Source organism: Streptomyces sp. NPDC001941, from assembly GCF_040296945.1.
Taxonomy (GTDB): Bacteria; Actinomycetota; Actinomycetes; order Streptomycetales; family Streptomycetaceae; genus Streptomyces.
The window spans coordinates 82507-105986 of sequence record NZ_JBEOYE010000009.1 but is presented as its reverse complement, the minus strand read 5'-3'; the positions used below and the strand labels follow the sequence as shown (position 1 = coordinate 105986).

Genomic DNA, 23480 nt, shown 5'->3' with positions numbered 1-23480 from the left:
CGCGGGCGGGACGTGGAGGGGGACGCCGACAAGGGCGTCCCCCTCCGTGCTTCTCCGGGGCTCTGGACTCCCTCAATCCGCCACGTCCAGCGAGGCCTTGAGGCGCCTCGCCGCGTCCAGGGCCCGGCGCTCGTCCGCGCCCTCGTGCAGCAGCCGCGCCACCGAGGCGACGTGCTCGGCGTGGAGCACGGCCGCCTCCTCCGTCTTCGTCGCGGACCAGAGGCCGTTCGGTGCGGGCAACGGAGCGTGTTCCCCGACGAGTTCCTCCGCGCGCCGCCAGGTGTCCGGGGGAATGCCGTCGATGCCGGTGTGGCCGATCGTCACGCGTTCCGCCCAGAAGTCGACGAGGCTGTCGTGCAAGCCCATCACGCGGACGAACTGGGCCAGTTGGGACACTCCGTCGACGGGCACGGGTCCGGTGCCGTCGCCGAGGAGCAGCCTGCGGGCCTCTCGGTAGTGCTTCCGGTACTCCTCGGAGTGCTCGATCAGCCGTGTGTGGACGCGGTGCGGACCGGCGCTCCAGTCCTCGGGCCACAGCCGCCGGGCGACGTCCTTGACGGAGAGGTGCTCGCGGCGCCACGGGGTGCGTTCCAGCCACTTCCAGGCGCTGGAGGCGTCGAGGCTCCGCGAGCGCTCGCCGGGCGTCACTCTCTGCCGTGCCCGTTGCGACGCCTCCCGCACACGGTCCTGCACCCGGGCGGGGTTCGGCCCGGACGGAACAGGCGCCCCGCCGTCCTTCCGCACCCGGGACTCGAACTCTTTGATGAAGGACCTGGCTATCCCCACGGGAGGCTCGCCGTTCCCCATGACCTCGTCCTCACCCTCGTCACCGCTCTCGACGCCGCCCCCGTCCGAGTCCCCGGGGTCCTCGTCCGTCTCGGAGTCCTCGGCCATGTCGGAGCCGTCGGTGGCGTCGGAGCCGTCGTCGGCGTCGGAGCCACCGTCCTCGTACGGGCCCTCGTTCGGGTCCTCGTACGAGTCGTCGGAGTCGTCCATCTCCTCGTCCCAGTCCGGCGTTTGCGGCCGCTGGTAGAGCACCCACTCCTCGGCCCCGTCCTCCTCCTCGTCGACCCCGATGTGCCGGACCAGCGTGACGTACGGGCCGCCCTCGGCCTCGGTGCCGAGGAGGCGCAGGCCCGTCATGCCGAGGACCGGGCCGTCGCGCAGCTGTGCGAGCCGCAGGGCGGCGGATCCGCCGCCGACGGCCGAGTGGCTCCAGCCCAGGACGACCGCCGCGTCGTCCGGGATCCCGATGAGCGCGAGCTTGGCCGCCAGCACGCCCATGTCCCACCACCGGCGCCCTTCGCCGGGCCAGAAGCCCTGCATCCGCGCACCGAACCCGGTGGCGTCGATGTAGTACACCGGCGTGTCCCGCGGGAGCAGCGCGAGCTTCCGGCTGAGTGCCGCCGACGCGCCGAGGGCCTCCTGGGGCTGCGCTTCGGTGGGCAGCTGGAAGGAGAACGTGTCACTGAAGGGCGGTGTGACGTCGAGCTGTTCGACGAGGAGGGGGTGTACGGGTACGTGGACGAAGGGCTCGTCGCCGGGTCGCGCGAAGACTCCGAGCGTCCCGCCGTCGAGGGGGGCCGTGGCGTGCGGGCTTCCGTACACGACGAGTCGGGGGCCACCCGTTCCCGCGCGTTCGCCGAGCCGGACGGCGATGGACTCCAGCGTGGCCCGCGTGCGGTCGGGCGACGAGCCGGTGCCGTTCGCCACGACCACGACGTTGAGCGGCGTGTCGCCGCGCAGGGCGAGGTCCGCGGCCTCCTGGAAGGCGGAGCTCGCCAGCGTGAGGTCCACCAGCTCCTCCGGGCTGATCACCCGGTGGCCCCGGGGCTGGGGGCCCTGCCGTCCGGCGGTCTGCGCCGACCCGAGCGGTGAACCGTCGTACCCGGGGTCCGCCGTCGCCGCGAGCAGGCCCCGGTCGTCGTGGCCGTGCAGGTGCAGGTACACCGTCGGCTGCCCGGCCCAGGGGAGCGGCGCGCTGCCCAGGACCGGTGGCCCGCCGATCGCCGGGGGCTGTCCGGTCGACGGGCTCTGCCCGGTCGTCGGGGTGCCGATGAAGTCGAAGGTGGTGAGCCCGGTGTCGGACCGGTGGTCGCCCCAGCGCGGCAGGTCGTCCGCCTCCTGGGTGGCGTCCAGCAGGCTGACCACCCGGGTGTGCGGTGCCTGGCCCGGCGTGGTGAACGCCGTCCGGAAGGGGTGGTTCCCGTCCGGCACGTGGAACCGCTCCTGCCGCTCGCGGAAGGTCTCAAGCAGCCCCTGGGGCGCCCCGGCGCCGACCGCGACGGCGAGGAGCCTGCGGTACCGCTCATCCGGGTCGGTCAGGGAGAACCAGCTCGGCTCGAACGCGGCCAGGAGGTCGTACGCCTGGCGGAAGCGCGTCTGCGCGTGCGCGTCGACCGTGACGCCCTGAGGGGCACTGCGGAGCAGGGCGCTGGCGTCGACGATCGCCGTGACGAGACCGACGGCCGCCGTCCAGCCGCGCTCCAGCAGCTCGCCCACCACGAGGTCGTCCAGCAGGGCCTGTTGTGCGGCGGTCTGCGCACCGTAGTTCGGGGTCGCTTGGGCCAGGTACGCCTGTACCTCGGCGTACGCCGTCCGGAGGTCCTCCAGCGCGAGCTCGCCCCGCCGGACCCGGAGTGCCGTGCGCTCCCGCGTCTCGCGGCTGCGCGCGGCGAAGACGTTCGCCTCGTCGAGCAGCCGCTGGCTCGCCTGCCGGACCACCTGCATCCAGCCGGGGCGGGTCGGGGCGGGCTCGGCACCCTTCGGGTGGAAGACGTGCCACTTCTCGTAGTCGCCTTCCGCCATGTCCTCGGACGGGGTGCTCCCGACCACCGCTCCCTGCCCCGCCGCGCTGTCCTTGGCGCCGTAGCGGCGGAACCCCCACAGCGCGATGACCGGCCGGCCCCTCAGGTCGGCCAGCTGCTGTCCGGCCGAGGTGCTCCGTTCGGAACGGCGCGTGACGGTGACCTCCGGGACGTACGGTTTGACGCCCGGGATGTTCTCCACCGGCGGCGGCAGGAGGAGGCGGCCCTCCTCGTCGCGCTGTGGCGTCCGTACGGGTGCGTCCGGTTCGTCCAGCACGCTTCCCCGGGCCGAGAAGTCCCAGCCGAGCACCAGGACGGCGTCGGCGGGGACCTGGCGGGCGAGCAGTTCCCGCTGGAGCGCCGCCATGTCCCAGTGGGCGGGCGGGGCGTGACCCGTCGCGGTGAGCGCGGTCCCGTCGACGAAGGGGCCGAAGCCTTCCGCGTCGACGTAGAAGAACGTGCTGCCCCGGGGGAGTTCGGCCATGCGCTGCTTCAGTTCGGGCGCGGCCTTCACGGGGTGGCGGGGCAGGGTCCCGGTGTTGGGCTGCACCGTGAGGGCGCCACTGAAGGGGGACTCGAAGGCCAGTTCCGGTATGTGCGGGGCGCGTATCGGCAGGGACCAGAAGGCCTTCTCGGTGGCTGGTGCGTTCACCGAGATGTGCCCGCCTGTCCGCACGGTGACGATGTGCGGGCTGCCGTGCATCACCATCTCCACGCCCGGCTGCGTGACGATCTCCCCGAGGCGCGTCGCCGCCGCGCCCAGAGCCGTGCGGGCCTGGCCGTAGTCCGCACCGGTTCCGCACGAGATCCAGACGATGTTGAGCCGCTCCCGTCGTTCGCGCGCGAGGTCCGTCAGCTGCGCGAAGACGGGGTCCTGGACGACGAGGTCGATCCAGTGCTCTGAGGTCACCGGTATCTCGGGGCGGCCGTAGGGCACCGGCCCCAGCGTGCGCCCGGTGTCGGGGTCGGTCCCCTGGACCATCCTGCCGAACGCGGTGTCGGCCGGTGAAGCGGCCACCATGTAGCCGTTGCCGTGCATGACCAGGTAGAGCACGGGCTCCCCGGCCCACGGCAGGGGCTCCTGACCCAGGACCTTGTAGTCCTGGTCCTCGAATTCCAGCCGGCTCAGCGGGCCCGCGTCGTGGCTGTTCCACATCCTCACCGTGCGGCCCTCGTCCCCGGGAGGCATCGACATGATGACGCGCGCGTGGGGGGACTTCAACGGGGCCATGCTCACCCACCGGAACGCCGACACCGGTGACGAACCGATCACCCGGGCCTGTTCCGCGTTCAGCCGGTCCACGAGTTTCGCCGGGTCCTCCATGACCTCCCGCGCCGCCCTGACCAGCCAGCGGTAGCGCTCGCCGGCGGTCAGCGAGGGCCACTTCGGCAAGTGGTGGCGCAGGTACCGGGCGCCCTGGGTGAACGCCTCGGTCAGGTACTCCTCACGGCTCAGCCGGCCCGTCGGGGCACTCATCAGGGCCGCCTCGTCGGACATCCTGAGCCCCAGCGCCTGCGCCGCTTCGGGCCCGTGCTCCCACAACTCCCGTACGGCGACGGCCTTGACGGCCCGTGCCTCCTGCGGCGTGAGCGCGCTCCACCCCGGGTAGTGGCGCGCGAACAGCCCCTCGGCGACCTGGAAGGCCTCGTCCACCTGCTCCTGCCTCGTCGTGCCGAAGGAGGCCGGCAGCGGCTTGGACGCGGTCCGCTCGTCCGTGACGACCGACGCGAGGGCCGCCTCGGCCCGGGCCCCGGCGTCGAGCCGCCCTTCGAGGCTTCGCCTCAGGTCTTCGAGCCCGACGGTGACGGCGCCCGCCCATGCGAGGCCGTCGGACGCGTCGTCTTCCCGCCGGGGCCCCTGCACCGAAGAGGACGTGCTCGTCGTCTCCTGCTCCCGGGGCCAGAAGACGGTCCACTCCGTGTTCTCCTCGGCCCCGTCGGCGCCGTGCTGCTTCCGTGAGGGCCCGACGAGCGGCACGGTCGTGCCCCGCTGCCGTTCCTTCCCGTACCCGACGAGTCCCCCGGCGCCGATGACGGGCGCGCGGCGCAGGTCGGCCAGTCGCTGGGCCGCCGACGCGTGGCGGGCCCGGGTCTCCCCGGCCCGGTCCCGGGCCGTGGAGTCCGGGGTCGCGCTGCCGACGCCGGGCGGCATCAGCAGCTTGCCCGTCGCCGGGTGCCGGAACGTCGTCGGCCCGAAGTCGCGTGACGTGTGGTCCGGGCTCCCGAGGCCCGAGTGGTTCCACCCGAGGACGAGGGCCGCGCCCGGTGGCACCGGGCGGCCGGGCGTGATGCCCGCGGTGAGTGCCTGGTCGAGCCGGGTCATGTCCCACCGCGTGGCCGTGCCCCCCTGGTCCGGCGCGCCCTGGACCGAGTCGCCGAAGCCGGTGGCGTCGACGAAGTACACCGGTGTTCCGGGCGGCAGCTGGCCGAGGGCCCCGGTCAGCGACGCGGACGCGCCCACCGGCAGGGTGGGCGGGCCGTCCGTGTTCGGGCGCAGGGTCACGGCGCCGTCGAACGAGCCGTCGTGGAAGAGCTCCGGCACGTGCGGCGGCACCGCCCGCACCGTCACGAACCCATCGTCCGAGGGCTCGGAGGCGACGTGCAGGACCCCGTCCCGCCGCTCGAGGTCCACGTCGTACGGACTGCCGTGCAGCATCACCTCCAGGCCCGAGGCGGCCGTCCACCGGCCCATCCGGGCCGCCATCGTGTCGAGCGTCGTACGGACCCGTCCGGTGTCCCGTGCCGTGCCCGGGGTGATGAACACGATGTGGAGCCCGGTCCCCCGCTGCTGCGCGTGCCGCGCCATCTCGTCGAAGACGGGGTCGTCGACCAGCAGGTCGACGAGGTGCTCGGGGCCGAGGGTCTGGGTGCCGCTCAGCCACGCCGCCCCTGGTTGCCCGCTCCCCTGCCCGTCCTCCTCGCCGTCGGACATCGCGTCCTGGTCCGGCTCCGCGTCCTGCGCCGCCGGCCCGTCCGACGGGCCTTCCCCCGCGCTGATGACCCTGCCGAACTCCGCCTGCGCCATCACGGGGGCGAAGGTGCCGGACACGCCGTGCAGGTCGACGTAGAGGACCGGTTCTCCCGCCCAGGGCAGCGGCACGGGGTCCGTGTTCTCGTACGGCTCGCCGTCCTCGTCGTCGTAGAGGTAGGACGCCCCCGTCCCGGCGTCGTGGACGTCCCACAACTGCGCGGTGTCGGCGTCGAGTTCGGACCACGTCGCGACGAACACCCGGGCGTCCGGCGACCGCCGCGGGCGCAGCGACGTCCAGCGGAAGGCGTCCCGCCCCGCCGAGCCGTGCACCCGGTCCTGCCGTGCGCGCAGTTCCGCGACGACCGCGGTCTCCGTCTGGTCGTGCAGCATGCGCATGACATGGACGAACTCGGCGTAGCGCTCGCTGGTGGTACCCCGGGAGCCCCACGTCGGGTAGTGGGCGGCGATCAGGTCGTACGCCCGGGACACCAGCGGGGCGAGGTGCTCCCCCAGCCGCTGGTCCGGCGGCTTCGCGGCGAGCAGCACGGCCTCGTCCGTGATCAGGGTCCCCACGGTCAGCGCGCTGCCCTCGCCGCCCTGCCAGAGCGACAGCGCGAGCACGGCCTTGAGCTCCTTGGCGGCCTGTTCCGGCAGCCGCGCCCAGCCCGGGTAGTGGGCGGCCATCTCCCGCTCGGCCTGCGCGAAGGCGTTGTCCACGGCTTCCTGCGTGGTCTCCCCCGACCGCACCAGTGCCGCGAGCCGCCGCAGCGACTGCTGCCCCTTGGCCGGCCACTGGCTCGCGCTCTGGCCGAAGTGCTCGGGCATCCCGCGGCTGATCGCCGCCTTGGCGGGCATCCGGGGGGCCGGGACCGTCTGCGACGTCCCGCCGGGTGCGCCTCCCCGGGGCGCGCGCGGCAGTTCCAGGCCGTGGGTGAGCGCCGCCCGGCGGGCCGCCTCGCGGGCAGCGCCGGGGTCGGTGCGCACGGCCGCGGCGACCTCGATCAGCGCCTGGTACTGGCCGGTGCCGTAGTCCTGGCGCCGGATCGGCATCCGGCCGAACTCCTGGAGCGCGTCCCGCGCCCGCGCCAGCACTGTCGCGGCGCCGTCCTCGCCCAGGTCCCCGCGCAGCTCCCGCTCGGCCTCCTCGGCGGCGTCCCACCGTGCCCGCCGGGTCGCGGCGTCCGCGGAGGAGCGGGCGAGGCGGTGGACGACGCGCTCGGCCGCCTCCGGGCCGTGCGTGCGGTACGCGTGCGCGACCTGGGCCGTCTCCAGGCGGTGCCGTAGCTCCGTCTCCGTACGCCGCTGTCCGTACGCGACCGCCAGCAGGTCCCGCGCCGCGCGCAGGGCTTCCGCCTGGTGCCTCCTGCCGTCTTGGAGGAAGGCCTCCGCGGTGCGCAGCCCCTCCATGAGCTCCTGGGCGGCCTCGTTCCCCTGGCGGTGGAGGGCGTCCGCCGCCAGCCACGCGTACGCGTCCCGCGGCCCCGGGCCCAGGGACGCCCAGCGCGGGTTGCGGTGCGCGGCGCGGGACGTGCCCTCGGCGTGCAGTTCCGCACCGACGGCGTCCCGGTGGGCCGGGTCCGGGGAGGCGTCGTCGAGCAGCCGGTCCCTCACCCGGAGCGCGTGCGCTTCGAGGGAGGCCAGGTCGCCGCGCAGGGCGCGGGTGAAGTCGTCCACCCCGTCGAGGTCGTCGTGGCCCCGGTCCCGGTCGCCCGCTGAGGCGCCCTCCGAACTGTCGCCGTCGTCGTTCGTCCGCTGCTGGTGGCCGGGCCCGCCGCTTCCCCCGTGTCCGCCGGAGCCCCGCGGGGTGCCGCCGGCCGGGCGCCACTTGCGGTAGCGCGCGCTGAGGCTCGCGGCCCAGAAGTCGGCCGTGGACCCCGCCAGGCCGCGCGCCGTCATCCGCTCCCGTACCGCCTGTCGCGCCACCTCGGTGGGCACGTCAGGGTTCAGGAAGAGCTTCGACGCGGTCACGAAGTCCCGGGCGTAGACCCCTTCGAGGGCGAGGAACTTAAGGTGCGTGCGCACCGCCTCGACCGGCGCGTCCGGCAGCTCGAAGCCCTTGTAGAGCAGCACGTCCTGCCGGGAGACGAAACCACTCGGCCTCCCGGTGGTCGCCTGCTCGAACTCGGCGAGGGTCGTCGGGGGTTCCTCCGGACCCCGGCCGCGGTGGGGTGCGAGCCCGAGGTCCGCACCGAATCCGCGCGCGTACCCGGTGGCGAGGGCCTCCCGGTGCGGCGAGCTCGCGTGCTCGGTCATGATCGTCGCGATGTCCGTCACCGCCTCGTCGAACAGGGCCCGCCACTGCTCGCGCTGCGGCCCCGGCCCCATCGCGGTCAGGACCTCGACCTCGCCGAGGAGCACGGCCCGGGCCCGGTGCCGCGCCTCCCGGTAGGCCTGCCCGTCCCCGCCTAGCAGCCGGCGGAGGTGCTCGTCCGCCGCCGTAGCCCGGGCCTCGTCGGGCACCGGCAGACCGGGCCGGTGGAGTTCTTCGGGCAGTGGCGTGGCGGGTGGCTGCGGCGTGTCGTCCCGGATGTCCTCCTGCTGGGCCGCGAACTCGTCGGCGGGAACGCCGAGTCCGAGGCGCTTGCGGATGAGGACCGCCAGTTTTACGGCCTCCAACTGCGGGTCGGGCGCGCCTTCGTTCAGGACGAGCGTGCCCGCGAGGGTGAGGACGGAGTCCTCGTACAGGTCCCGCCACAGGGCCTGTTCGGGACCGGGCACCAGGTGGCCGGTGAACTGGGCGTGGTTCAGAAGGAGTTGGGCCGCCTTCTCGGCCGCGGTCTCGAATGCCTCCTCGTCTCCGTCGAGCAGTTCGAGCAGGTACTCGGCCTTCTGGCGGACGGCGCCGTCCGGGAGGTGCGGAACGGTCAGCGGCTGCGCGTCGAGTTCGTACGCCTCACGCACCGCGTGGGCGATCCGGACGGCCTCCGCCTCGGGGTCGGGCGCGTCCCGGTGCTCGAACAGCGCGAGCGCCATGTCGATCACCGTGCCGTAGTACAGGTCCTTGTACGGCCTGAAGGCCCGGGAACTCTGCGGCAGCGAGGGGAAGACGACGTCCGACTCCAGGAGGTCCTTGGCCTTCCTCTTCCACTCGTTGAAGACGGTGAAGTCGTACCGCACCGCCTGGTAGAGACGCTGGTCCCGGTCCAGGATCGCCGACCGGTCGACCCGGGGCACCAGGATGCGCTGCGCCGACGCCTCCTCCGCCTCCCTCCGGCCGCGCACCTCCTCGGCCAGTGCGGCGGCCAGGGCCTGCCCGGCCCGCTGGCCGCCGGACATGATCTCGGCGGTCAACAGCTCCTTGATGCCGGGGAATTCGGCCAGGTCGTACCTGCGGATGTAGACATCCGCGGCGTCCGACGCGATCTGCTCGCGGTCGCTCCTCGGCGGGAGGTCGCCCCCGAGCCCCTTGAACGGATCGGAACTCATCCGGCCCAGGGGCTCCTCCTCCTCGACCGGCGACGTCTCGTCGCCGCCCCTGCCGAAGAACTTCTCCCGTACGTTCGTCAGGATCGCGGGCATCCTCGGCGACGACGCCGCCGCGTGGAGCGGCACGCTGCCGCTCGGCGCCATCGGGAACACCGGGACCTCCGGAACCGCCACCGTGGGCGCGCCCAGCGGGCGTTCCTTCATGACCGGGCCCGAGTCGTGCGCGTCCTCGATCTGGCTCAGGTACGCCGCGGGCAGCCACGCCTGCGCGGTGCCGCCCGGCAGGTCGAGGACGCTGGTCATGATCCCGTACGCGTCCGTGGTCCGCGCCGACCGGCGGAACAGCACGTCCGGGTCCGGGTAGCGGTCGCGCAGCCCCGCGTAGTGGAGCAGCTCGTGCAGCAGCACGCCGTCGTCCTGCCCGGGGTTCCCGGACTCGCGGTGCAGGTGGAGGACGAGCTGGTCGGACCGCGCGGCCTCGGAGTCGCCGAGGTGTTCCAGGCGTACGGCCTCGGTGTGCTCCGGCTGCTCGGTCAGCTTCACCTCCATGTGCAACTGGTCTCCGGACTCAGGGAGTTGGTAGCCGACGTTGATGTGCTTGTCGAGCAGCCCCTGCATCCGCTGCTCCAGGGCCGCCACCTCCCCCGCCCCGAAGCCGCGGCCCGGCCTGACCGGAAGGTGGACGAGCACGTTGCGCACCCAGCGGCCGTCCGTCGCCTGCACCCGCTGGACGAAGGACCGGACCAGCACGTTCGAGCCGGCGAGCACGCCCGGCCCCGATCCCTCGCCGTCCGGTCGCGTGGCGGGGTCGTACACCTCGGTGTGCACCGCGGCCCAGCCCCCGGGCCCGGTGTCCCGGCGCCCGTACCACGTGTTCTTGGCCAGCCGCCGGTCCTCGGGCAGCGGTGTGCTGCGCGCGGGCGTCAGCTCGCCGCGTTCGGCGTCGGAGGCCGGGGCGTTGGCGGTCTGGTGCTGCGGCTGGTGCGTGGTGCCCGTCGCCGTGAGGCCCACCAGGCTCCCGGGCACGTTCCGGGGGGTCGGCAGCGGTACGACGCCGCGCGCCCGGGCCAGCCGCTGCGCCAGCTGCACCGCCTTGGCCACCGCCCTGCCCTTGGCCTCCCGGTCGAGGACCGTGCCGGGTGACGACCCCTGGGCCCCCTGTTCGTGCCAGGTCCGCAGCTCGTGGGCGATGCGCTTGACCGCCTTGTTCCGCTGGGTGGCGATGCGGTTGGCGCGCACCGGGTCGGACGCGTCGACGGGCGGGTAGGGGTTGTGCAGGTCGTTGATCCAGGCGGCTTCCTTCAGCAGGTCGGTGCGCACCTGGCCGGACAGCGCGTTGAGGTACTCGTCGAGTTCGGCCACGTCGCGGAACTCGGTCGGTTCGAGGAGTTCCACGATCACGCGGCGCTGCTCGGCCTCCGGGGCGGCGTCCTCGCTCTTCTGCCGGAAGATCGAGGGGCGCCGGGTCGGCGTGCCGGCCGTCGGCGGGGAGAACGACCGCCGGCGCACCAGTGTCTGACGGCCGACGGAGGCGGACTGGATGAGGAAGTCGCCCAGCGGCGGGACCCGGTACCCCTGGCGCGCGAACTCGTCGAGGGCCGCCTGGAGTGCCTTCGTGAAGTGGGCCTTGGTGTTGTCGGCCCGCTTCTGGCCCGACGCCATCGCGCTCGTCGCGCTGCGACCGCTGCCCGTGATCCTGATGACCGGCAGGGGCATCCCGTGCTGGACGCGCCAGAGCACGTTCCGCGCCACGTCCCGCGCGAAGGCCTGGACACGGCCCTGGGCGAGGGCGTCCAGCGCCTTGTCGCCGGAGTTCTTGAAGACGATCTCCAGGTCGCGCGCGGTGGGACCGTGCTGGCCCGTGGCGACCAGCGGGTTGGGCGTCCTGGAGATGAGCCGGGGATCGCCGCCGCCGCGCGCGGTGGTCTCGAAGAAGGTCTCGCCCGCCGCCTTCCCGTACAGCCTGAAGTGGTACAGGTCCGCGTTGGCGCCCATCTCGTCGGTGCCGGACAGGGCGAGCAGCGCCTTGCCGGCCGCCGTCCGGGCGCGGGCGAGCACGGCGAGGCCCTGCTGCTCCTGCCGCCGCGCCTCCTCCTGCTGCCCGGAGCCGGAGCCGATGGCCTGCCGGGCGGTGGCGATCACGGTGCGGGCCGCCAGGATCTCGCCGATCCCGTTGGCCAGGGCGAGGCGGTTGCGCGTGGGCTGGGACGCCTTGCTGTTGTCGGCCAGGCGCTGTTCGAGGTTCGCGCGCCGCTCCCGCAGGGGCACCTTCTCGCTCTCCGGAACCCTCGCGGAGCCGATGCGCGCCTTCACCCCCGCGAGCTGTGCCTTCAGGGCCGCTTCCTCCGTCGTGAACGGGACGAGCGCGGCGCGCAGGGCCGTCACGAACCCTTCCGCGCTGCCCTCGTACATCTCCGCGAGCTGGTCGAGCGCCTCGTCGAGCACGGGCTGGAGCGGGGGCACCCGCCGGTAGTTCTCGACGGTGATGTGGTGCAGCCCGTTCTCGCTCTCGCCGACGACGGTCGCGAAGTGGTTGGTCGCGGGGTTCGGATCGCTGACCGGGTCCTCGCCCCGGGAGTGGTCGGTGCTGTAGTCGCGGGTGCCGATCATCCCCCCGACGCCGATCGACTGGCTCACGTACACGTCGCCGAGGGCGGGCCAGGTGAACTCGTTCACGCCCAGGGCCAGGGAGGCGCGGGTCCTGCGGTCGGTGTCCCGGGGACTCGCCGTCCGGGGGTGGAGCGTGCGCCCGTACGCGTCGCCGCGCCCCGCCCGCAGCCCGGTCCTGCCGCCCGTGGAGTTGTACGCGGTGTCGCGCGCCCAGGTCGGGTTCACCAGGGTCGGGTCGGCCTGCCCGTCGATCACGTCCAGGATCCCGTCCGCCAGTTCGTGGAAGACGCGGACCTCGACGCCCTGGGCGCTGCTCGACGGGATCAGTACGGTGCCGGACTCACCGGTCTCGCCCACGCTGTCGGGCTGCTGGTTGTGCAGCACCAGGTGCTGCAGCTGCCCGCCCGCGACGGCGGCCGCGAAGTCCCGTGAGCCGTCGCTCTCCAGGTCGGGGACGTTCAGGGAGGCCATGGTGAGCGTGCGCGGACGGCCGTCGACGACGACGGTCACGCTGTTCTCGGGCACGCGGACCAGCTCGGCCTTGCTCCCGATCGCGGCGAGCTTGCTCTCGGTCGCGTCGAGGACCTCGTCGGTCGCGTAGAACTCCGTGGGCTCCTCGGCCTCGGCGTTCACCGCCAGGGTGCCGTCCGCCGAGAGGGCCAGCGGGGGCTTCTCGTCGAACACGACGGGCCTCTTCAGGACCAGCGCCGGGAAGGCGTCGAGCGAGCCGGGGTCGCCCTTCGACTCCAGTACCGGCTTCGGCAGTCGGCGGACGAACGGCGGAACGTACGAGCCGTCCTCCCGCCGCCTGCTCGTCAGCTCGTACGCGGTCACGATCCGGCGCCCGGGCCACTGCTGCCGGATCATGTCGGGGTCGAGGCCCTGGGAGGGGCGGAAGTAGGGCGTAGGGTCCCACTGGATCGCCTTGGCGCTGGTGGGGGACGGCACCACGGTCAGCTGGGTGACCGCGCGGCCGGGCAGTGACTTCTCCCGCCCGACGACCAGTTCGCGCAGCTCGGGCTTGGCGGTCTGCACGTACGTGTCGCCGTTGAGGCCGATGACCTCGCGCCCCGACGCGTTGGCCAGGCGCTGGGCCAGGGGTTCCCGGCCGCCCCGGTCCATCCCGCCCTGCTTGCCGAAGCTCGGCGCGTGGGTGCCGGAGTCCGAGACGGCGAGGAGGACCGGCCTGCCGGGCTCAAGGCCGTAGTCGGACACCAGCAGGTCGGCGAACTCCTGGACGCTGACGGTCCTGCGCACCCCGTCCGTGTGGATCCTGATCCCGTCGCCCGCGTAGTCGGGTTCGGCCTCGATCAGCACGGGGTCCCGGCCGACGAGCTTCTGGAGCCCCCGCTCGACGCTCTCCACGACGACCGGGGGCACCGTGCTGGTGTCCCGCGGGTCGTTCGTCGCCTTCGGTCCCGTCAGCAGGGAGGTGCCCGCCTTGCGGAAGGAGATGGCGCCGGTGAGGTGCTGGCTGCGCACGCTGATCTCGGCCCGGCCGCGGATGCCCGGGATGACCGGGGGCTCCGGGATGTCGAGGACCGGTATCCGCCGCAGGTCGTGGCTCTCCTGCCGGGCGTGCGAGGGCGACGCGTCGGCTTCGGTTTCCAGCTCGTGGTCGTTCCCCGCAGTCGGCTCGGCGTACCGGTCCGGGAGCGGAGGCGTGCTGGCGTAGAAGTCCTGGGCGGTCGTCGGTGCCTTGTGGCCCTGAGGCAGCGAGGGCTCGGGGCCCAGGAGGTCGTCGAGGACCATGTTCACGTCGTCGAAGAGTGGGTGCGGGGGGATCACCTCCGGCCCGCTCTCCCCCTCTTCCGTTTCCATGCGGAAGTCGGCGAGGACGCTGTCCGGCGCGTAGTCGTCCGCGTCCCTCAGCGCCGCCAGGGTCCCGTCCTGTTCGAGGAGGCCCAGCCACGCCGTCGCGAAGTTCTCGTGCAGCCCCACGCTGTCGAGGTAGTCGGCGAGCCCGTCCAGGTTCCGGTGGCCCAGCTCCGCGATGAAGCGGTCCAGCTCGTACCCGTACACGAACGACTCGGCCTTCATCGCCTCGTGCACCGCCCGGGGGTCGTGGCCGTACGAGAAGACGTCGTCGCCGCTGTTCATCAGGATCAGCAGCCGCGTCACGGCCGCCTCGTCGAGCGGACGCGGGACGTCCCGGCCCTCCGGGTCGGTCACGTCCTGGCTGGTCGAGGACGTGCCGACCTCGTTCTCCTCGGTGACCGTCCCCAGGCCCGTGTCCGACGCCTCCGTGACGTCGCCCCCACCGGGCGGGGCGATGCGGATCTCCGCGCCGCGGGCCGCGCCGATCTCCTGGGCGAGCGTCCGGGCGGCGCCGCGCACGGCCTCGCCGCGCCGTTCGAGGTGGAGGAGGTACGCGACCCGGTTGCGCTCCGCACGCCGGCGCTCACCCACCTCCGGCGACGGCGCACCGAAGGCCATCGGCTCGTACGCGTAGGTGTGCAGCAGCGCCGACGCCCGGGTCAGCAGGGGCGTGGCGTCGGCTCCCGATTCGTACCACAGGATCTGGTCCAGCTGGTCTGCGGTGAACCGCCGTGCCAGGTCGCCCGCCTGCGCCATGGAGAGGACGGAGGGCGACGAGAACCGCTGGGCCAGCTCGGCGGCCGCGTACAGCTCGGGAAGGTCGTCGTCGGCCGTGGGCAGCACCACGGTCGACTCGTCCAGCGGCCCTTCGCCCTGGTTCAGCGTCCGGGCGAGCAGGTACTGCATGCGGAGGGACTGCTCGCCGCGGAGTTCACGGCTCCCGGTCACCTGGGCGCCGGTCACCTGGGCGCCGGGAGCGAACTCGTCGAGCACCTGGCCCGCCAGGATCCTCAGGCCGCGCAACTGCTCGTCACCGAGGACGCTCATCGCGTCCATCAGCTCCGACAGCGGGCTCCACAGGGCGGTTTCGAGGGGCTCGTACGAGATGCTCGGCGCCGGGTCCTCCTGGCGCGGGCCGTCCGTGCTCGGGTCCTGTTGGCGAGGGCCTTCCGCGGTCGGGTCCTGCCGTTCGTAGGCCGGGGACTCGGCGCTGGTGGCGAGGGCCTCGGCGAGCAGCAGGGCCGGTGCCCGGACCTCGTCGTCGATCGCCTGCGTACCGAGGACGCCCTGGGCGAGAAGCATCGCGTACATCAGCCGCTTGACCTGGTCGGCCTTGCGCGCCGTCACCGTGTCGTCCGTGGCCGTCGGGACGGGGATGTTCATGCCGGCGATCAGCTGCGCCTCGGACCGCAGGGCCGAGAATCGCGAGTGGTCGGCCGAGTCGAGTTCGGTGAGGCGGTGGTCGAGCAGCTCCCTGGAGACGTTCGCGGCGAGGAGGGGGATCTGCGGGAGGGAGGTGTCCTCGGCCACCGGGTTGTACGGGGGCAGGACTTCCTCCTCCGATGCCTCCGTCACCGGTTCCGGCCGCTGTTCCGGCCTGACCTGCTGGGGCTCCGCAGGCGCGACGGCCGACGGATCCCCTTCCTCGATGCGGTAGTCGGCGAACCGGCCCGCGAGCTGGATGGCCGCCTCCCGCACCTCGGGCGTCAACTGCCTTGTCCCGTAGTACTCCTGGGCAAGCAGCAGCGCGTAGGCGATGCGCGTCTCCTCGATCGTCCGGCGCAGCCGCGCCACCCGCGCCTCGATCCCGCTCCCCAGCAGGGAACCTGGGGCGTACGGGTTGTGCACGGCGGCGATCTCCCGCGCGGCGTCCCGCAGGTGCGGCGCGGTCTCCAGCCGCGCTTCCACGTCTTCCAGTAGGGCGCTCTCCGCGTCACCGACGAGGGCGGTGAGCGCCTGCTGCGCGTCCTGGCCGTCGTGCAGGACGTACGGGACGATGTCCTCGTCGTCCTCGTCCTGCTCGGACCCCACCTCCAACACCTCCGCCCGCTGCGCGGCGAAGCGCCGAGCGAGCGCGACACCGGGGGCCCGCACCTCGGGCGGCGTCCCCGTCGTGCCGAGGGCCTGCTGGGCGAGGTGGAGGGCGTAGGCGATCCGGATGAGCTGGTCGATGCCCTGCTGCCCCTCCTCGCTGTACGGGTCGACGTCGGGCGCGTAGGGGAGGTGCTCCTCGGCGATGAGCGCCGCGGCGTCCGTGAGCGGCTGGTAGCGCTCCTCGGTGAGGTCGCTGAAGAGGGCGGCCTCGATCTCCCCGCGCGCCGCCGAGGCCGCGATGTCGACCGCTTCCTCGGGGGTCGCCGGGATGACCTGGGGCGCGGGAGCCACGGAGTAGTGCAGCATCGCGGGTGCGTGGCCCTGGGGTTCCTCCTGGTCCTGCGGCTCCTGCTCGACCGTCGTCTCGGGCTGCGGGACGGACTGCGAGGCGGGCTGCGGGGCGGGCTGCCACCACTCGGCGTAACCCTCCGCGATCTCACGGGCCGCCGCCAGGACGTCGTCGCCGAACTCGGTGGTGCCCAGCTGTTCCTGGGCGACGTACATGGCGTACATCAGCCGCGAGACCGCTCCTTCCCAGCGGAACTGCTGGCCGGCGGCGCCGTAGGCCGTGGGGTCGAGGTGGGGACGCGAGCCGGGTATCCGCGTCTCCAGGACCTGCTCCGCCAGGCCCCGCGCGCGCTGGTGGACGTCCGGGGCCCAGACTTCGTCCAGTTCGGTGCGGATCGTCCCGAGCGGCTGGTTCCGTACGAACTCCAGGAACTCGGGGGTGGAGGAGGCCGAGGACGCCGAGGACGTGGATGCGGTGTCCTGGGGCTCCGTGGTGTCGACGGCGTCCTCCGCCCCGGCCTCCCGCTGCTGTGCGCTGGAGGAGACCTGGACCTCCGGCGACTCCGGGGCCAGGGCGACGCCCTCGGCCAGCTGTCGGGCGACGTAGAGCGCAGCGGTCTTGTGCCGGGGAACCGCCCCGTACTCGTCCATACCGAGGAGCAGCGCGAACATGATCCTGTGGTAGACCTCGGCCGCGTTCATCCTCACCGTGGTGCCGCCGGGGGCCACCACCTCCACCTCGGCGCCCTGGAGGTCGTACGTGCCCAGGACGTGCTCGACGGTGGCGACCACCGACGCGGTGATCTCGGACGCGTAGCCGGCGGCGAGGTCCACGACGATCTGCTCGTACGACCGGGCCAACGTGTACTCCGCCAGCTCGGCGGGCCCCTGCGCCTGGCCCGTCACCGGCGGCACCGGCGCGGTCGACGGCCCCGCGACGGTCGGCGGTGGGGCCGTCTCCTGGAACCCCTCGCCCGGGGTGTACTCGGGCGTCGGCCCGAGGTCCAGCACTTCCCGCCACCCCTGGGCGTACTCCTGAGCCAGTCGGGCGGCCGCAAGCCATTCGCTGTCCCTGAGCCGGCGGTGCCGGCCGGGGCCGAGGAGGCCGCCGGTGTCCCAGGCGGAGAGAAGCGGCTCCGCGCCCTGCGGGCGCTGCGAGGCGATGAGGTGGAGCACGTGGGCCACGCGCTGCGCCTCCTGGAGGCGCCGCGCCTCCAGCATGCGGGCCTGTTCCGGAGTCGCACCCTGGAAGGCGGCGTCAAGGCGGGGGTTGTATTCGTTGACGAGGTCCTGCGCGATGCGGTCATAGAGTTCCCGGGTGCCGGGAGACAGCCGGTTCCTGGCGCCGGCGATGTTCTCGAACGGGGAGAACTGGGCGAGCGGACCGAACATCTCAGGGTCCAGGTCGGCCTCGTAGCCCGGTACGTGCTCGCCCTGTTCCCCGGGGTGCTCCTCCAGCTGCTCCTCCAGCGCCCTGCGTGCGGCCATCGGCGTGACCGGTGTCCCCGGGGTCACCGACGGGCCTGACGTCGTGGCGATCGCCTGACGCACCTGGGCCGACAGGGAGTTCTCCCGCCGGTACTTCTCCGCGAAGTAGCGGGCCACTTCCTCGGCGGCGGACGGGCCGCCGGTGGTGGTGTTGTTGTTGGTGTTCCGGTCGGCGATCACTCCCAACTGGACGCGGCGGTAGTAGTCCTGGAGGTCGCGGTCGTCCAGTTCGCCGTGGGAACGGAGCGTTCCCAGCGGGGCGGCGACCGGGAAGTACCGCGCCATCAGGCCGAACGCCTCCTGGCGCACCGACGCGGCCTCGGTCGGGTACTGCCCGAGGGACGTGATCGCCGTCCGGTAGCTCCTGGTGTGCTGGGGGTCGTCCTTCGTGTTCGGCTCCGTGACGATGTCGCGCGCGGCCGTGGACAGGGTGGTGAGCGTGGGCGGGGCAACGGCCGGCTGAGCCTGCGCGGTGGAGGTGGAGGTAGGGGCGGAGGTGGAGGTGGAGGCGGAGGTCGAGGTGGTCGCCTCGGGCTCCGTGGCCTGGTCGTCCATCGGCGAGTACGCGGGCGGCAGTTCGTCCGGCACGTCGCCGCCCACTGACTCGTCGGTCTGCTGAACCGGGACCGTCACCTCCTCGGTCTGCTCGGCCGGGACCGTCACCTCCTCGGTCGAGGGCGAGAAGGCCGAGAAGACCTGCTCCGTGCTCGCACTCGTCTGAGCACTCGTCTGGGCACCCGACTGGGCACCCGACGGCGCACTCGTCTGCGCACCCGACGCGGTGGCCGCACCGGGGTTCGCGGCAGTCGTCTGCCCCTGGCGGTACTGCTCGGCGTAGTAGCGGGCCACGTCCTGGGCGACCGTGCTGGGCCCCGTCGCGTTCCGGTCGACGATCACGCCCAACTGGACCCGCCGGAAGGCGTCGTGGATGGCGCTGTTCGGCCCGGCGTGGAGATGGAGGCTGCCCAGCGGCGCGTTGGGCGGGAAGTACGTCTCCATCAGCTCGAACGCCGTCTGGCGTATCTCCGCGGCCTCGCCCGGCGTGAACGCGGCCATGGCCCCGCGGTACGTCTCCGGGTGCTCGGGGTGCTCCGACGTGCTGCGCTGGGCGATGATGGCCGGCGCGCTGTCGGGCAGCGGCGGTCCGGCCGGCACGGGGACGGGTACGGGTGCGATGCCCTCGCCGAGCTGCCGGGCGAGTTCCCTGGCGGACATGGGGGCAGCGAGGTTCTCCAGCTCCATCTGCAGGAGGAGGACGACGCGCCGCAACTCGTCCTGGTCCGGGGTGTAGAGCTCGTCCTCGTCCTCGCCCTCGGGCGCGTACGTGCCCAGCAGCTGGGTGGCCTGGCCCATGAGGAGGAAGATCTCCGTGATGCCCAGGCCGGAGAGCGCTTCGTCGAGCTGCTCCTGGGTCAGGTTGCGCACGTGTTCCGTCGCCTCTTCGACCGTACGCTCCGCGGGCGGCAGGCCAAGGTCGGAGTCCGCTTCCGATTCCAGGTCGGAATCCCGGTCGAGTCCCAGGCCCTCCCCGTCCCCGTCGTCGCTCTCCAGGTCCCCGTCCTCGTGTGCCGACATGTCCTCGTCGGACGACATGTCGTCGTCGGACTCGTACGTCTCCTCATCCCACGCCAGGATCGCCTCCTCGTCCGGACCGAGCGGCTCGTTCCCGAGCAGGGCCAGCCGCTCCGCCCGTGCCTGGGCGAAGTGCTGCGCCAGCTCGATTCCGAAGTCCCTCACGGACCCGTCGGTCAGCCTCTGCGCACCGAGCACCGCCCGCGCCCGGGTCATGGCGTACGCCATCCGGCGGGCCTCGTCGTTCAGGGTGCGGCGCTCCAGCTCGGCGCGGCGCGGATTGGTCACGGTGAGCTCGGGCGGGAGCGCGTTGTGCTCCTGGAAGATGGCGTTCGCCTCCGCCACTGCAGCCTGTGTGATCGCCGACCGGATGTCCTCGAACCACGACCTGACCTCGTCGTCCCGTGGTCCGGTCACCTGCACGATGATCTCGATGAGCCGCTCGGCCCTGGCGGCCATCTCCGTCAGCCGTTCCGTCACCTCCTCGTCCGTCAAGGGGCGCGGGTGTTCCCCGGTCAGGCCCAGTTCCTCGGTCCACTGGTCGTGGAAGCGTCGTGCGAGGGCCACGGCGGGTTCGCTGAGCTCGACGGTCGGCATCTCCAGGCGGGTGACGTCGAGGCCGCGCTGGAGTACGTACATCACCCGGGCCGTCTGCTCGATGAGCTGCTTGCGGAGCGCGTCGCCCTCGGCCCCCTCCACGATGAGCACGTGCCCCAGGAGGGGGTTGTTCTCGACCATCATCGCGACCGCGAGGTCTCGCAGCGTCTGTCGCCTCGCGCCTTCGACGGTGGTGATGAGGTAACTGCGCACGTCCGCCCAGGGAAGCGTCGCGGCCTCGTCCTCGAACGCGGGGATCAGGTCACTCGCCCAGTACGTACCGAAGCGTCTCGCCAGCTGCCTGCCCGCGCCCTGCACGTCGGGATGGCTGAGCGGCTGCCCGAAGCGCTGCTGTGCCTGGTGGAGCGCGTGCACCAGGCGCGCGTGCTCCTCCTGACGCCGGGTCCGCGCCGCCTCGCCCTCGGGCGTCTCGGCGGCCAGGAGGTGCGACCCCAGGCCGTCGTTGATCTGCTGGATCGTGGTCGCCATCGCGGACAGGGTCTGGCGCCGGGTCTCGGGAAGGGCGTCGATCTCCCGGTTCAGGACCTCCAAGGGCTCGGTCTCGCTCCGCTCAAGCGGGTCCTGGACCCTCGACTGTCCGTCCCGCACGAGTTCCGCGTACGAGGGCAGCGCTCCGGCCTCTGACGTCACGTTCGCGGGCGCCACCTCCGAGCCCTCGGACGCGATCTCCGTGACCGCCCCCGTGGACGCGTCCTGCGTGGTCACTTGCGGGGCCTGCGCCTCCTCCGTGGACGGGTCCGAGTAGACCGGCGGGCCGTCGTAGGCGGGCAGGGGCCCGGTGTCCTCGGCGACGCGCTCGATCTCCTCCGTCCTCACGGTGTGGAAGCGCTGGGCGAGCTGGATCGCGGGACGGCGGACCTCCGCCACCGCTGTACCGTCCGGCCGGAGCGCCGCTGTCAGGAGCAGGGCGTACCTGATCCTGTTCCACTCGTCCTGCGCCTGCCTCGCCGCCCAGCCGATCTCGTCGGAGTAGCCCTCCCCGATCAGCCCCTGGCCGTAGGCGTTCTCCGTCGCCTGGATGTAGTCGGTCTCGATCTCCAGGGTCTGGAGCTGCTCCTCCGTCAGCGTCGAGACCAGCTCGTCGATCCGGTCGAGGGGCTGGACCTCCGCCAGGTCCACGAGGGCGCTGTCGGGCACCTGCCCGGTGGCCGTCCCGCCCTCCGCATCCTCCTGACCGTCCAGGATGCCCGCGTCGACGAGGACCTCTCGCGCCTGCGGCCTGACCTCGACGAAGGCGTCACCGAGCCGGGTGAACCGCCTCGCTCCGATCTCCTGTGCCAACTGGATCGCGGGACGCGACAGTTCGTCGGTCAGTTCGAGCGTGCCCGCCTCGCGCAGGGCCAGGTGCAGCGCGTACGCGACCCGCATCAGGTCGTCCCTGCGCCGGCCCGCGTCCGCTTCCACGATCGTGGTGTCGTCGACTTCCGGCCGCGTCTCCATGGGCATGTGGTCGGCGCCGATCTCCGCCGTCGCCCCGAAGATGTGCTCGGGCTGGCTTCCCACGAGTTCGCGGCCCAGTTCGGCCTCGATGACCTCCGTGGGGACGGTGGAAGCCGTGGTCACGATGGAGCGCTCGGCCTCCGTGAGCGGGGGGTCCAACGGCACCGGCCACGCTTCCCCGGCACCCTCTTGCTCGGTGGACACGTCATCCGCCGACTCCGCCTCCGACACCACGCTCTGCGTCGCGGCTCCGGCCGTCGACGTCGACGGGCCCGCCTCCGTCTCGGACTCCTCCCCTCCCGACTCGGACTCCGAGTCCAGGGGTCCGGCGCCCGCCGGGAACTGCCGGGGCTGGACACCATGCGCGAGCCCGTACTGCTGGGCCAGCAGCCTGGCCGCCCCGCCGGGGACGGCCCCGTGGTCCTCGAAGTCCAGGAGCAGCGCGACGCGCCGCACCTCGCCGTCCCGTGCCTCCCGGGTAGCGGCCGTTCCTCCGGTGAGCGACAGGGGCTCGGGAGCGTACGTACGCATCAACTCATCGGCGCGACCCGTCAGTTCGGCGACCTGTTCGACGGCCATGCCCTCGAAGTGCGCGTCGAGTTGGGGACCGGTGATGTTCAGGGCGAGGTCCAGCGCCTCCGGCACGGTACGCATCGGCTGGGGGCGCGGCTGTTGCGCCTCCTGCGCCCGAGCGGCCTCCTCCACCCTCTCGACCCGGTCCCGGGCGAACTGCTGCGCCAGCCTCTCGCCCACGCCGATCACCTCGTCGGTGAGGTGCCCCGTGCGCGTCACCTGCATCGCGCGGTACATCACGAACCCCACCCGGACCCGTTCGGAGTCCAGGCGGAGGCGCTCCGCCTCGGCTTCCGGGGTGGTGGCCTCCATGAGGCCGGGCGGCGCGGGGTTGTGCACGGCGGATAGGTCCAGGGCATGGTGGTACGCCGCCAGCGCCTGTGCGTTGGGAACCGCGCCGAACCCCCTCACGACGTCCCTGTCCGTCAGGTTCGTCGCCTCGTCCAGGACGTGCTCGATCACCTCTTCCCGCCGCTCGCGCACCTGCTGCCATTCACGTGCGAAACGCTGCGCGAGCTCCACGCCCGGCGCACGGACCGCCTCGTGGCTGGCCGGCAGGCCCGACTCCTGCATGGCGCGGTGCACCGCGTACATGATCTGGATCTCCTGCCCCGCCAGCTGACGGCGCTGGGGCCCGGACTCCTCGACGGGAGCGTTCACCACGTGCCGCGGCGCCGGATTGTGCGCCTGGTTGATGGCTCCCGCCGCGCCGTGCAGCACGGCGAACTGCTCGGGCGAGACCCCGGTGAACCCGCTCTGCATCACACTGTCCGGCGACCGGTCCCGCGCCTCGTCCGCGAGCTCCGCGACGCGCGCCCGTTCGAGCCGCTGCGCCAACTCCACGGCTGGCAGGCGCACTTCGTCGGTGAGCTCGGACGTCGGGCTCGTCCGCAGAGCCTGGTGGAGGGCGTACGCGACCTGATCACGTACGGCGTCCGCGTACTGCCCACCTCGCGCGCCGACCCCGGAGGGGGTCAACGGCCCACGCCCGAGCGGGTGGTGGGCGGTCAGCACCTCCGTGGCCGCCGCGGTGATGCTCGCCTGGACCTCCGGCGGCTCTGCCGCGAGCTCCGCCGCCAGGTCCTGGGGCGCACGGTGGTCGACGGTGTCGAGGACGGTACGGGTGAACTCCTCCACCCTGGCCTGTGCCAGCTGCTGGGCCAGCTCGATCGCGGGCGCGAGGTCGACCTCGGTGTTCCCCGCCGACCGGGCCGCCACCATGATGTGGTGGAGGGCGTACATGACGCGTCCGTGGTCGTCGCGGAACCCGGCCCGCTGCTCGATCGCGTCCGGACCCGTCGCCTCCATCAGCCCAGGCGGGTACGGATGGTGCACGTCCATGATCTCGCGGGCCGTGCCCGAGAGGTACTGGAACTCCGTGTCGCCCAGCCCTTCGATCCATGCCCCGACCTGCTCGCCGGTCAAGCCCCCGGCCTCCTCCACCACGCCGCGGACCACCTCTTCCGGCAGGGCCTGCGGCGAGGGCGGTACGGGCGCTGGGGCCTGGAACTGCCGTGGAGCACGGTCCAGTTCCCGCCCCCAAGCCTCTCCGTACCGCTGCGCCAGCGCCTGGGCCGCCGCGATGTGCATCGGGGCCAACTCGTCCTGACGCGTCGCCAGCAGGGACCGGTGCAGGACGTACATGATCCGGACGCCCTCGTCCGAGAGGCGCTCGATCCTCTCGTCGTACTCCGGGTGATCGGCGTCGATCAGCTCGTCCAGACGGGGGGTGTTCTCCGACACGAGCCTGTTGACGACCCTGAGCAGCCTGAGCC

At 72.9% G+C, this 23480-nt stretch carries 1 protein-coding gene (running past one end of the window); it reads right to left on the bottom strand.

Annotated features, from left to right (window positions below; translation table 11 throughout):
* Nucleotides 1-72: 72 nt before the first annotated feature.
* Nucleotides 73-23480, bottom strand: the 3' portion of a protein-coding gene (locus tag ABT160_RS10165; RefSeq protein ID WP_351645964.1) for a hypothetical protein. It continues 14236 nt past the right edge of the window; only the last 23408 of its 37644 coding nucleotides appear in the window; its start codon lies off the right edge, out of view; the stop codon is at nucleotides 73-75.